Genomic DNA, 14,111 nt, shown 5'->3' with positions numbered 1-14,111 from the left:
CACAGGAGAATAAAATGAGTACGACTTTACCCCCAATGCGTCAATTGAGTGAACATCTGCGCACGGCTGCACAGCTGTCATCAGATGAGGTGAGGGCCCTTGCTGAGCAGGGTGTTAAAACTCTGATTTGCAACCGCCTGATGGCGAGGAGGAGGGGCAGCCCAGTGCAGAGTCGATGCGCACTTTGGCTGAATCTTTGGGAATGGATTGGTACTTTTTACCCGTTGTTTCGGGGCAAGTGACCGATGAGCAAGGCGATGAGTTTGGTGAAATACTTGCCAATGCGGAAGCGCCAATAGTGGCCTATTGCCGCACAGGTGCGCGTTGCGGTTGTCTATGGGCATTGAGTTTACGACATGAACACAGTGGTGAACACTTGGTTGAGTCGTTGAAGTTGGCGGGATACGATATGCCCGATTTCTTTAAACGCCTCCAAGGATAACAGATTGAATGAATCCACCTACACTTGATATGACGCGTTGGATGTCATTGGATGCGTAAGCAAAACACATCTCATCCAAAGGGAAATGCGTTGTACTCAGGTGTTTGGGGGCTGATTCGAGCGGGTGGCTATCAGCGAGCACTCTTTGTACAGGATCTGTCAGCGGCGCTGGTCGTGACCCTGATGCTGATTCCGCAGAGTTTAGCCTATGCACTCTTAGCAGGCTTGCCTTTACATGTAGGGCTGTACGCCAGTGTTTTGCCTTTAGTGGCGTATGCGCTCTTTGGGACGAGTTCGAGTTTATCTGTCGGTCCCATGGCGATCATTGCACTCTTGATTGCCATCACGCTTGAGCCTTAGCCATTAGGGGGAGTGAGGAGTACGTTGCGCTTGCCATGCTATTGGCGCTTTTGTCCGGAGTCTGCCTTATACTCATGGGTGTCTTGCGGATGGGATTTCTGGCGAACTTTCTAAGTCATCCTGTCATGGCTGCTTTTATAACAGCGTCCGCAATTATCATCAGTTTAGGTCAACTGAAAGGCATTACAGGTATTGCAGTCGAAGGCAGTACGGCGTGGCAGCAACTGAGCAGTCTTGTTCAATCAGCCCATACGCTTCACTGGCCAACACTGATGTTAGGGGTTGGATCACTATTTTTTCTTTTATTAATGAAGCGTTTTCTTTTGCCTTTACTGGCCCCTCTAGGGTGGTCGTCTAGGGTTGTGTTGCTCATTTCGCGTATGACCCCCCTTATGGCTATTCTGATGACGACGGGAGTGGTGTTTGCGCTAGGACTCCATGAGCAGGGTGTCAGTATTGTGGGAGCATTGCCTCAGGGACTGCCTCAATTCCAACTGCCCCAGATCAGTGTAGCGCACATACAGGTGTTGATCCCCGGAGCCATTTTAATCAGTTTGATTGGCTTTGCCGAGTCGATTGCCATTGCAAGAAGTTTGGGCGCGATGAGGCGACAGCGTGTGAACAGCAATCGCGAGTTGCTGGGTTTAGGTGCGGCGAATGTGGTGGCGGGTTTTAGTGGCGGGATGCCCGTGACCGGTGGCCTTTCACGCTCGGTCGTTAATTTTGATGCCGGAGCCGTCACCCCTTTAGCGGGCGTGATGACAGCCGCTTGTATTGCGCTCATTCTTTTGTATTTCACAGGTGTTCTTTACTATCTACCGCATGCTGTGTTGTCGGCCATTATCATTGTTGCCGTGCTTGGATTGGCCAATTGGCAGGAGTGTCGACATCTCTGGCATTACAGTCGCGGAGACGGCTTGTCATGGATTGTGACTTTTTTTGGCGTGTTGGTGCTTGGTGTAGAAGTGGGGTTGGTTGTCGGCGTTCTTACCTCGTTAGCCGCTTGGCTGGGACGCAGCAGTAATCCTCATATGGCTGAAGTGGGTCGAGTGCCAGGCACTGAGCATTTTCGCAATACCCAACGTTATGATGTAGAACGCTCAGACCGCATTTTAACCCTGCGCATAGACGAGAGCTTAATGTTTGCTAACGCACAAGAGGTTGAAAACTATTTGTTGAATATGCTGGCGCAACGGACGGATGTTGAACATTTGGTGTTGATGGGGTCGGGGATTAATCATATCGATGCCAGTGCGTTGGAGATGTTAGAGCGTGTGAATGAACTCTTGTCAGAGCAAGGGGTACAATTGCATTTATCAGAAATCAAAGGTCCCGTTTTGGATCGATTACAACAGAGTCTGTTTTTGCAACATTTGAGTGGTCAAGTGTTTCTGACACAGCATCAAGCCATTCAGACACTGGATCAATTAGATAAGAAGGTTGACTGAATGTCCGACAGCTTGAGATTAAGGCCTGTGTTGAATGTCTTGGTCGCAGGCCATAGGCAAGAAAGACTGCAACGAAACTGGAAGCTGCACGGTACGAAACGCTCTGAGCATCTGAGGGACGCGTTGCATGTCGTTTTAGCACAGATCCAACGGGTAGGGTCGCAGGTATTTCAAGATGCTCATGTATTGTATGGGAATTCGCCGGAATTTAGGCTATTAACGGGTGTGGCGACAGGCGTCGATGAAGTGGCTAGGTCCTTGGCCCGTGCAAATGGCTATTCTTTAGAGATGATGACCGCATCTGCATCACCTGAATGGGACGATGATCGCCAACCGGTGTGTTTAGATCATCGGCGCATGCCGAGTAATATGGATGAGAGTGACTATCATCTAAGAGATGAGATTGTGTTAACCTTTTCGGATGTTATGGTTGCCGTCTGGGATGAGCAAGAACCCATCAAAATACGCAGTGGTACGGCTCATTTGATCCGAAATGCTTTGGTGAGGCGGACGCCCGTTATTCTACTAACACTGCCAAAAGACAGTGATATCCCTGTTATTAAGCTGACGGAGTTAACACGCTTAACCGAAGCTCGTTTGCTTGAAATGCAGACAATGGAGTGTTCGCCGTATCAACTACTGGCATGCTTTTCTGAGATGAAGGATGCATCTTGTTTGTCAACACGTCTTGATGAGTATTTGCGCTTAATTTTGGCACCTTTTCAAATGTCTGATGCTGTTCAGGAAGAACTCCAGCAGCATCAGCAAATCATCGAACAGCCTTCATTTTTGCAATACTGTTTGCAAACATGTTGGTTTGTACTCAGCTTTGGATCTCTACCCAAACCGATGAATGTGAAGCACTGGCTTAAACGTCAAAGCACTTGGCTAAAGGCTATGTTTCACCCGCCGCAAATGAGCCAAGCATTTCGGGTGTATCGGATTTTACATTCGAGTGCAGGGCAGGAAACCCTTCAAGACAGAGTGATTCGGCATATTCATGTTTTTTGTATAGCCTTGTCACGTTTAGAGTTGCGTCGTTTGATGTCTGCATTTAAGCCGGGAGCCGGTGCACCTTCCGTACCCATGAATACTGAGATAAGCGCCCAAAACATTTGTGTTTCCTCAATGGGTTGGTCGTTTACTTGGGCTGATCAACAAGCGCATATTTACTCGTCTCGTCATAAGCACGATATTTGGGTTATCTATTTTGCAGCTGCATTTGCAGTGCTGTGTGCGGTGGCAGGAACCTTAAAAATATGGCCAGCTTCACAAGACGGCTTAACCTTAACTTGGGTCTTTTTTGAGTATTTTTTACTGCATTTTATTTTAAGGCGTGTATTGCGTTCGCGGTTTAATGATTGGCATGGGCATTGGTTGAGTTATCGTTTTATTGCAGAGCAACTGCGCTATGCAAATATTGGTTATCCGCAGTTTGTTTTTCCATCGTCGTTTCATCACTCGTATTGGACAGTGCAGCATAACGCGCTTTCGTTTAGAAGTGCAGAACTTTGGATCTTACAGAGGGTTTTGAAAACTCAAGGTTTGCCTAAGTCAGAAGCGGGGTATTGTTTATCAGACCAAAATCAAGTGCTTTTAGACGGTATGCAAAAGGTGGTTGATGAGCATCGCAGCTACTTCTTAAATAGCTATCAAACGTTGCATTATGAACACAGCTATTTGCACAAATTGGCATTTGGGCTCTTTGCGGTGACATTTTTGGCTGTAACAGTACATTTTTTTGTGAATTTATCCTGGATCTTGATTTTTACTGCCTTTTTCCCCGCTTGGGGGGCCGCGATACATGGCATTTTATCTCACAATGAAGTTGCACGAATGTCGGCGATGTCGGGTCGGGTATGGAGTCAGCTAGACACGTTTAACGATGCTTTTGTTTTGTATCGAGTGCGCTTACTCGAACCCGATAAAACGGCCCTCGGCGCTTGGGATAAAGCAAAGGAGCTGCGCGAAATGACTCGGGCTTTACTGCATATTCTGTCAGAGCAAAATCAAGAGTGGCGCTCCCTGTTGCAGCATAACCACCCTGATTTACCGGGCTAAGACGACCCTTTGATGGACCTGTTAGGCCGCATTGGCGTCAGCTCTTGGCAGTGGAATGACATCCACCGCCACCGATAAAAAGTCATTGCCGCCTCCGGTCATAACCCCCTTTAGTGGCGTTACATCGGCAAAATCTCTGCCCCAACCTAAAATGATGTAACGTTCATCGGGCAAGCAACCATTGGTAGGATCAATTTCGAGCCAGCCCCATTTCGGAATATATACCGCGAGCCAAGCATGCGTCGCATCCGCACCTTGAAGCTTTTCTTGTCCAGGTGGTGGCAGTGTTTCCATGTAGCCACTCATGTAGCGTGCAGCCAGTCCAAGTGAGCGTAAACAACCTATGGCCAGATGAGCAAAGTCTTGGCAGACACCGCGACGAGACGCAAGTACATCAAGTATGGGAGTTGCGATTGTTGTGTGCTCGGGGTCGTAAATAAAATCTGAAAAAATCTGCTGGTTGAAGGCAATAACAGCGTCAATCAGCGAGCGTTTGGAGGTGAAGCTCGCACGCGCATACTCCGCTAATAACGCATCATGACGAATAAAATCTGAGTCCAGCGTAAACAGTTTTGCTTCTAGATGTGCTTGATCAATATAGGTATCCAGAGTGTTATGCCCTGTTTTAAGCAGATCAACTGCACTTTCCCATGTCTGATTAAGATCTGTAGGGGGAAAGGGGCGTGCCGAGGTGGTAATAATACTGCTGGCTGTCACCTCAAGCGTGTTGTGTAGATCTTGCATCGAGAAGTAGTTGACACGATTGCCAAAAAAATCGCTTCGTTCACGTAATCTGACGGGGGCAGGTGAAATAGACAGCTCTGCGGATTCAACCTCTTGCCAAGGCATTATTCTGGGTAAGAGGCGTGCTTCATTATGGCTTAAGGTCACATCACCAGAATAATCGTATCGAGTGGTGTGACGCAATTCGTATTTCATAGCGTGTGTCAGTTGCTCTTGCTTAAAGTGTAACCTATTGTATCTAGACTTGGCATGCTTATACAGTGCTTTGCATGGTCACTAGCTGGCGAGGTGCTTCTACATGGCTAAAGTGACTGTGTGAAATGGCATTGGAAAGCTCTGACATGGGCTGAATTAATTGATCAAGCAGCGTTGCCAATGCGGCTTGTGCCTCCTCAGAATGATCAATGTTGACTAAGTTATCTAAGTCCGCAAGATGCAATGCACTCGTCGCCTGAATTACCAAACGCGTTTCTTGGTTGCGGTAGGGCGAAATATTCGGATGGGGCAATCGCTCAATTTGTCGGCTAAGTCGTTTCAACATGTATCCTACGGAGCGTGGGTTGGTTTCGTCAAATAAAAGCAAATCCAAGATCGCGGATGGATGCAGTTGTGAGCGATATCGGCGACGGTAAACGGTAAAGTTATCGGTCGTTGCCAATACCACTTCCCATAAAGGGATACCAGGATGCCTAGCGGTGAGCAAGGCCAAGCGTAGCAGTTCTAGGGATAGTAATATCCGCTCAATAAAACGGCCGATATCCAAGAAGCGCCAACCATAATGGTGCGGCATTGTTTCATTGCATAGACCAAAAAAGGCTGCCAGGTTCGTGACGACACCCTCTAAATGCCGTTGTGCCATAATGGCACTTTGAGCGCTTGGCATGTCGTTAAAACGTTGTCGAAGGTTGTTGACCGTGCGCCATGCATCGTCTCCTAAATGGTCGCGAACTGCACGGCAATTTCGTAGGAAGTGACTAAATAGCCAAGGCATGCCGTCATTGTGGTGTTCAGCAAAGAGTTCTAATAAACAATTTCGTAAATGCAAATACTCAGCACGTGTCAAGCGAGTGTTTTCAGTCGCGGCGGATTTCAGGGCCTTCGTTTCGCTGGGTACATCTGGATAGTCGAGTTCAAGGGCTGCGAATAAGTCGGGAATTAAGCGCGTGCCAGTGTCTTCTTGGTCTTCCTGTTGTAAGCGAGAAAAGGTTTCGCGTAGCAGTCGTGATCGGATGTCTAAGCGCTCGCCATAACGTCCCATCCAAAAAAGGCTGTCAGCCACTCGACAAGGGAGGTCGGTGCCGTCTCGAGTGACAACAATGGGACCATTGGCTTGACGCAACAAACTGATGTGCGGTTGCGGTACAGGCGCCATGACCCATATATCCTTAACGGTTTGGCTTTCCATTAACGGTGTACCTGCGTTGCCAATCCATGCGAGTCCGCCCGGCATAATACGGTATTGGCGTTCCGACAGTGGCTTAAAAAGGTCATCAGGTTCGACGAGGCTAAACAAGCGCAAGTTCACGGGTTGTGGTTCGAACTGGCGAGTTTTGACATTAAAAACAGGGGCGGTTGCTGCTTTCGGTTTATCCAATGCAACGAATAAATAGGGTTGTCGTTGGATGGATTTGTACAGCATTTCGCGTTCGTTGACCGATAGGTTTTCGGGTTTGATCACACGCGTCGGCATACGCACATCTTTAATGAGCCATTGTCCTGTTTCATTGAGTACACGCGTTAATTGTTGATCTTCTCCACACCATAGAGCATCTCTATTTTTTAAAAGCAGCGTTTCACCTAATAGGTGTTGGCAGAGTTCAGGCATGAAAGTAGATAAAGCGGGATGCTCCAATACGCCTGTTCCTAGAGCATTGGCAATTTCGACCTCACCGTTGCGTGCGGCTTGCATTAAACCTGGTACCCCAAGTAAAGAATCGCCTCGTAGTTCAAGTGGATCGCACCAAGGGTCATTGATCTGTCGAAGAATAATATCAACCCGTTTGAGCCCCCCGAGCGTTCTCATCGACACTTGCCCGTCACGAACGACGAGATCAGCGCCTTCAGCAAGGGTGAAGTTCATATAGTTGGCAAGCCACGCATGCTCGAAATAGCCAGGACTGCCAGGTCCTGGAGACAACAACACAATGTTGGGGTGCTCTTTCTGACCTCGGTTTAAACTGGCTAGACAGCGCAACTGTGCTTGTAAAAAACCCGCTAAGCGTTTTATTGGTGCTTCTCTATACAAATTGGGTAGGGCGCGGGCAAGGGTAATGCGGTTTTCGAGTGCATAGCCTGTACCTGAAGGAGATTGCGCCCAATCCCCCAATACTAGCCACTCACCAGAGGCATTGCGTATTAAGTCTGTGCTGTGAAAAATGATATAGGGACGATCCGGTGTTTCCTCTTCGTTCAAAGCCGGAAACAGATAGCTTGGGTGAGTGTAAATGAGTTCGGGCGGTAAAATCCCTTTTTTAATAACATTTCTTGGCCCATAGAGATCATCGACTAAGGCTTCCAATAAACGTACTCGTTGAATCAGACCTCTTTCCAGTCCTTCCCATTCATCTGTGCTGATTACATAGGGAAGACAATCCAGCTCCCAAGATCGCATGCGGCCGGGATCGTCTTCATAGGAGTTGAAGGTTACTCCGTTCTCATGCAATAAATTTTGCGCTTCTTCACTCCGAGCAAGCAGGGTATCGGTACCTAGCTGGCTGAACTCCTCAAGGAGAGGGTGCCATTGATTTCGAATGCGATCATCTGAGCTAAAGAGTTCATCATGTGCGTGTACGCCATGATGATTCAGTTGTTTAAGATACGCAGACAGGATTGCCTGTAATTCAGAGTTGAGTAAGCTGGGGTCGAACATTATCGGTACCGTATTGGGCCAAGAGGCGATGTTTGCCTCTTGGCGCTAAGTGAGATAAGACGAGTATAAATCAGAATCTCATTTAGGTCTGTGATCTCGGCGAAGATCTAAGGTATGAGGGTACTCAGGTTGGATCGTTTCCACCCCTATATCCATTTTTCCTTGAGTATGACCTTGCGCCCAGAAACGAGATAACCGTCTAGATTCTGCTGCATTTGCATTGACTGGGAAGTCTTCGTAATTGCGACCAGCTGGGTGTGAAACATGATAAATGCAGCCCCCTAACGAGCGCTGATTCCAAGTGTCGACTAAGTCAAATACCAACGGTGCATGAACTGGGATCATTGGATGAAGCGCTGAAGGCGGTTGCCAAGCTCTGTACCGAATGCCTGCAACGGCTTCGGAATTCACACCCGTTGGCTGTAGCGGGACTCTGCGTCCATTACAGGTCAAAATATGACGTGCAGGGTTATAGCCAAAGAGCTTGACTTGTAAGCGCTCTACCGATGAGTCTACATAACGTGCGGTGCCCCCGCCACTGACCTCTTCACCTAATACATGCCAAGGCTCGATGGCTTGTCGTAACTCAATTTGTACTTGGTCGTAGATGACCTGACCGTATTGAGGGAAGCGAAACTCTAAGAAGCTTTCAAACCAGCTCGGATCAAAATCAAAGCCATGTTCATGCAGGTCATGCAGTACATCTTTAAGGTCCTCCCATAAATAATGCGGGAGAAGCCAGCGATCATGCAGAGCAGTTCCCCAGCGCACCAGTGGTTTGCGATAGGGTGTTTCGCTAAAACGAGCCACCAATGCGCGTATGAGCAGTTGTTGCATCAAACTCATTTGGGCATGAGGCGGCATTTCAAAACCCCGCAGCTCGACTAAACCCAAACGCCCTGTTGGACTATCAGGGGAGTAAAGTTTGTCAATGCAAAACTCGGCGCGATGTGTGTTACCGGTAATGTCGGTTAACAGGTTGCGCAGCAAGCGATCTACAATCCACGGCTGAGGGATTTCACCCACAGGCATTTGTTGAAAAGCAATTTCCAGCTCATATAGGGCTTCATGTCGGGCTTCGTCAATACGAGGAGCCTGACTGGTTGGACCTAAGAACATTCCTGCAAATAAATAGGATAAACTTGGGTGGTGTTGCCAGAAGGTAATCATACTGGCCAGTAAGTCCGGACGCCTTAAGAAAGGGGAGTCTGACGGTGTTTCACCACCGAGCGTGACATGGTTGCCCCCTCCTGTTCCAGTGTGTCGACCATCGAGCATAAATTTTTCTGTACCCAAACGCGCTAGGCGGGCCTCTTCATACAAGCATTGAGTACGGCTCACAAGCTGACGCCAGGTTTTGGAAGGCATAATGTTGACTTCAATAACCCCTGGATCCGGTGTGATCAAGAACTTCTCTAAACGGTTGTCGGAAGGAGGTGGATAACCTTCGACGCAGATCGGAAGTGTCAATTCAGCCGCGGTCTTTTCTATGTGTGCCAAGAGTTCTAAGTAATCTTCTAGTCGCGGTAGCGGCGGCATAAAGACAAACAATTTACCTTCACGGGGTTCAACACACAGTGCCGTGTGAATGATGGGTCCATCAGCCGAGTCAGGTGTTTGTTCTTGAATATCTTGCTTTAGCGGTGTTGGCGTGTAAGGACCGCCTGTTTGTTTTGCTTGCAGATCGCTGTAGCGACTCGCGACCTCTCCATGCATGTCAGCCAGAGGGGCTTGATGTTCAAATAAGCTGGTGGGGTGCTGGGTGTCGTCGCGACCTGCAAAAGGCAGCGCTGATAATGGAAGTCTGAGACCCATAGGCGAATCCCCAGGAATCAGGTAGAGCGACTCACGTCGAATAGGCCAAGGGCCTGATTGCCACTTAAGAGTACTTGGGCTGCGATTCAGGGGCAGAGTGAAACCTGTGATTTCATCCAAACCACGCTCTAATAAACGCGCCAGTCGTGCACGGTTTTCATCGTCTTTAAGGTCTTCTTTACGAAGGTCAATATCAACGGGCTGCTGACGTTCCAGCCACAAGTAGTAGTAGGCATCTTCAAAGCAGGGAATGATCCACTTCTCGGCCACTCCGATACGCTTGGCCAAGCGGGTTGTAAAACTCTTGGCAATGTCAGGCGTGACTGAATAGTCTTTATACATGTCGGCCAGTAGGCTGTCATTTTTCCAAACAGGAAGACCGTCTTTGCGCCAGTAGCAGGCTAAGGCCCATCTGGGTAGGGGTTCGCCTGGATACCATTTTCCTTGCTGATAATGGATGAGACTACCAGGTGCAAAATGCGGTCTTAGGCGCTTTAAAAGCCCTTCTGCAAGGCGGCGCTTGTTGGGGCCTTGTGCTTCGGTGTTCCATTCAGGTGCATCCATGTCGTCAATCGATACAAACGTCGGCTCACCCCCCATTGTTAGACGCAAATCGTTGGCTTCAATCCGTTCGTCGACATAGTCACCCAGCGCCTCGATCTTAGACCACTGCTCGTCAGTGTAAGGCTTGGTAACACGTGGGTCTTCATGGACTCGGGTGACGCTCATTTCAAAGTCAAATTCAACCTCACACTTGTCCGAGAGTCCGGTAATAGGGGCCGCACTGGAGGGCTCGGGTGTTGCAGCCAAAGGAATGTGGCCTTCGCCTGCAAAAAGTCCCGATGTTGGGTCTAGACCAACCCAGCCAGCTCCTGGAATGAAGACTTCTGTCCAAGCATGCAAATCGGTAAAGTCAACCTCTGTACCTGAAGGGCCATCCAGAGCTTTGACATCTGCTGTAAGCTGGATGAGATAGCCAGACACAAAGCGCGCCGCTAAACCAAGGTGCCGTAAGATTTGCACCATGAGCCACGCTGAATCTCGACACGACCCCTGAGCTTTCGTTAAGGTTTCTTCGGCCGTTTGTACGCCAGGCTCCATACGAATCAAATAGTCGATGTCTTGCTCTAAACGCTGATTAATCGCGACAAGAAAATCAACCATAGGGGTAGGTTTATCGGCGACTTCACTTAGCCACTGGGTGAGTAATGGACCGGACTCAGTGATTTCTAAATAAGGTATCAGCTCTTTTTTTAATCCGTCAGGTACTTAAACGGAAACGCTTGCGCATAGTCTTCAATAAAAAAGTCGAAGGGGTTGATAACCGTCATAGGGGCGATTAGCTCAACATCGACATGCAAATGCGTCACCTTCTCTGGAAACACCAATCGAGCGAGGTGGTTTCCAAAGGGATCTTGCTGCCAATTTATAAAGTATTCACCACCTGAGACTTTGAGTGAATAGGCATCAATCGGAGTACGACTGTGCGGGGCCGGTCTGAGGCGCACCAAGTGAGGCGAAAGGTTGACGGGTCTGTCGAAGTCGTAACGGGTAGAGTGCTTCAGTGCAACACGTATGGTCATCGTCTTAATCCGGTCAATGATCGTTAAGTAAGTATAGTGAACGAACAGCAATTGATATGCCACTTATACTGCCTATTTATGTAATTCATAGTGAATTCTGAATAAAGGTAGAAAAAATAGGCTCACACGAACTATAGTCTAAAAACAACGACACATAGGTTTAGATATATTTCTGCACTGTTTTGGTGCTTATGCTGGGTTTTTTGATGAGCATTATGGTGCACAAATACAAGCGGTAGCGAAAAAACGCATATCCATATCAACAAAATAACGGTTGGTATGGCAATTGCTAATATTCTTGTAACATCTACAAATAGAACGGAATGCATGCCATGAGTAAAGTAAACTGGCAAAATTACGCGTGTAATGGCTTTTACGATGAGCTACTTGCAGGGCCTGGGCAACCGCGAGATGTTTCTCGGATGTTGTGTGAGTATTTAGCACAGTTGGATGCACGTGAATTAGCCGATCATAAAACGGCGGTTGATGTTGCAATTCAAATGATGGGGATCACCTTTACGGTGTACACCGAAGGCAGCATGATTGATCGCGCTTGGCCTTTTGATATTGTTCCAAGAATCATTCCTCTAGACGAGTGGCAACGAACCTCTGCAGGATTAAAGCAGCGTGTGCAGGCACTCAATATGTTCATTGACGATCTCTATCATGATCAGAAAATTGTCAAAGATGGTGTGTTTCCAGCAGAAGTGCTAGCGCAGTCCGTTAACTTCCGACCCCAGTGTGTGGGGATTACACCACCGCACCGTGTTTGGGCACACATTTGTGGCTCTGATTTAGTCAGAGACAAGGATGGAACGCTCTACGTCTTAGAAGATAATTTACGAGTACCGTCGGGCGTGTCGTACATGCTTGAAAATCGCAACGTCACCAAGCGTGTATTGCCTGAGTTATTTGCAACTGGGCGGATACAACCGGTTGATGATTACACCGATCAGCTATATGACATGCTAGCCTCTATGTCGCCAAGACCTGGAGATGATCCACAAATCGTCGTTCTAACCCCGGGTATCTATAACTCCGCGTATTTTGAGCATTCATATTTAGCTCAACAAATGGGAGTGGAGTTGGTTGAAGGCAGCGACTTGGTGGTAGGTGAAGACGACTGCGTGTACATGCGTACCGTGGACGGTTTGCAACGAGTTGACGTCATTTATCGCCGTATTGACGACATGTTCTTAGACCCTGAAGCCTTTAATCCTGATTCAATGTTAGGTGTTCCGGGCCTGATGCGGGCGTGGCGCAGTGGTAAAGTGGCTTTAGCCAATGCGCCAGGAGCGGGGGTTGCAGATGATAAGGTCGTGTATGCCTTTGTTCCTGAGATTATACGCTACTATCTCGATCAAGAGCCTCTCTTGCCGAATGTGCCGAGCTATCTGTGTATGTTCGAAGATGATCGCAAGTATGTGTTGGATAATCTCGACAAGCTAGTTGTAAAACCTGCGAATGAGTCGGGTGGTTATGGCATGTTGATTGGTCCTCACTCCACTAAAAAAGAGCGAAAAGTGTTCGCTGACTTAATTAATGCCAATCCGCGTAATTATATGGCGCAGCCTACGTTATCTTTATCAACCGCTCCGACCTTGTGTGATGAAGGAATGGAGCCGCGTCATGTTGACTTGCGTCCCTTTATTCTGTCGGGTGGTCAGTCTACCTATGTGACCATGGGCGGACTCACGCGTGTGGCAATGACCAAAGGATCCTTGGTGGTCAATTCCTCACAAGGTGGGGGTAGCAAAGATACTTGGATTGTCGATACTAAGAGGGGTTGAGTTATGTTATCAAGAGTTGCCGAAAGTGTGTATTGGATGGCTCGCTACCTCGAACGTGCGGAAGATACAGCACGGCTGATTAGTGTTAACAGTCATTTATTGTTGGACTTCCCTAAAGCGACCCGCTTGGGCTGGTCGTCTTTAGTGACCATTACGAGCAGTGATGCGGTGTTTGACAAGTACTATACAGAGAGAGATGAGGCCAGTGTGCTCAGCTTCTTCTGTGGAGATCGTCGATACAGTGGATCGATTGTTTCGTCACTTGCCGCTGCGCGAGAAAACTTGAGAACAACGCGTGATGTGATGCCTCAGCGTATTTGGGAGGAGGTGAATCAGCTTTTCTTAGCCATCAGTCATCAAGTTGAAGCTGGGATTACGCCCAGAAATCGCGATGCGTTTTTGAATAGAGTCATTCGCAGTTGTGAGACTGTGAATGGGATGATTGAGGGGACGTTGAGCTATACGCAGGTGAGAACCTTTCTGCAGTTGGGGCGTTCGATTGAGCGGGCGGACATGACAACGCGGATTATTGATGTTCGTTCAGAAAATTTATTGCCGCGCACGCCGGATGAAATGACGCCCTTTGAAACCTTGCAATGGGTGAGCGTTTTGAAGTCGTTAACAGGCTTTCAGATGTACCGTCAACATGTGCGGTTGCGCGTGAGAGGGCCGGATGTACTTCGTTTCTTATTGCAGGATGTGCGCTTCCCTCGCGCAGTTGCATGTGCGTTAACTCAAGTGTGTGCCGAGCTGAGCCAGCTTCCTGGTCATCTGCGCGCATTAACGGCAGCACAAAACTGTTTGGCGCATATCACCAGTGCAGACATTCCTCTTTTGTCTTCAGAGCCGGATCAGCTGCATCAGTACATCGATCAATTACAAATTGATTTTTTGGACATTCACGATGCTGTTGTCGACACTTGGTTCACTCTATTGCATGAAAAGGAAATTGTTGCACAGTTAGCGCAAACTCAAACGCAAAACTGAACGCATCTGACT

General features: G+C 48.2%; 8 protein-coding genes and 1 pseudogene. 6 read left to right on the top strand and 3 right to left on the bottom strand.

Translation table 11 applies throughout. From position 1 onward, the window contains the following. Positions 1-127: 127 nt before the first annotated feature. The 4 genes from D791_RS16730 to D791_RS16720 are packed head-to-tail and all read left to right on the top strand — an operon-like array spanning position 128 to position 4,311. Entirely contained in the window at positions 128-442 is a 315-nt protein-coding gene (locus D791_RS16730) for a protein tyrosine phosphatase family protein (protein ID WP_036514077.1), read from the top strand. 51 nt (positions 443-493) lie between these two features. Then, positions 494-802: a SulP family inorganic anion transporter gene (locus D791_RS21590; RefSeq protein ID WP_202806895.1), complete on the top strand. Its 309-nt coding sequence runs from the start codon at positions 494-496 to the stop codon at positions 800-802. Between the two features lie 35 nt (positions 803-837). Further along, complete coding sequence (locus D791_RS21585; RefSeq protein WP_202806894.1) at positions 838-2,250, top strand: SulP family inorganic anion transporter; 1,413 nt, start codon at positions 838-840, stop codon at positions 2,248-2,250. After that, positions 2,251-4,311 carry a hypothetical protein gene (locus D791_RS16720; protein WP_036514074.1) on the top strand — a complete coding sequence of 687 codons (2,061 nt, stop codon included), beginning with the start codon at positions 2,251-2,253 and terminating at the stop codon, positions 4,309-4,311. It begins immediately after the preceding gene. A 21-nt stretch (positions 4,312-4,332) separates the two neighbouring features. On the opposite strand, the gene D791_RS16715 is transcribed toward D791_RS16720, so the two are convergent. The 3 genes and pseudogenes from D791_RS16715 to D791_RS16705 all read right to left on the bottom strand — a co-directional run bounded on the left by D791_RS16715 (position 4,333) and on the right by D791_RS16705 (position 11,322). Further along, positions 4,333-5,250: a transglutaminase family protein gene (locus D791_RS16715; protein ID WP_036514072.1), complete on the bottom strand. Its 918-nt coding sequence runs from the start codon at positions 5,248-5,250 to the stop codon at positions 4,333-4,335. 58 nt (positions 5,251-5,308) lie between these two features. Continuing rightward, the gene (locus tag D791_RS16710) at positions 5,309-7,924 is read right to left on the bottom strand and encodes a circularly permuted type 2 ATP-grasp protein (protein WP_036514069.1); all 2,616 of its coding nucleotides are present in this window, start codon (positions 7,922-7,924) and stop codon (positions 5,309-5,311) included. Positions 7,925-8,002: 78 nt separating this feature from the next. Next, positions 8,003-11,322 (bottom strand): annotated as a pseudogene (locus D791_RS16705) (transglutaminase family protein). Between the two features lie 332 nt (positions 11,323-11,654). Between D791_RS16705 and D791_RS16700 the strand changes: the two are divergent. Both D791_RS16700 and D791_RS16695 read left to right on the top strand, forming a co-directional pair. Then, complete coding sequence (locus D791_RS16700; protein WP_036514066.1) at positions 11,655-13,112, top strand: circularly permuted type 2 ATP-grasp protein; 1,458 nt, start codon at positions 11,655-11,657, stop codon at positions 13,110-13,112. Positions 13,113-13,115: 3 nt separating this feature from the next. After that, positions 13,116-14,099, top strand: coding sequence for an alpha-E domain-containing protein (locus D791_RS16695; protein WP_036514063.1), 984 nt, complete (start codon positions 13,116-13,118; stop codon positions 14,097-14,099). Positions 14,100-14,111: the final 12 nt, after the last annotated feature.

The organism is Nitrincola nitratireducens (assembly GCF_000585235.1).
GTDB lineage: Bacteria > Pseudomonadota > Gammaproteobacteria > Pseudomonadales > Balneatricaceae > Nitrincola > Nitrincola alkalisediminis.
The sequence above is the reverse complement of the archived record's forward strand: the minus strand, read 5'-3'. Positions and strand labels throughout refer to the sequence as shown.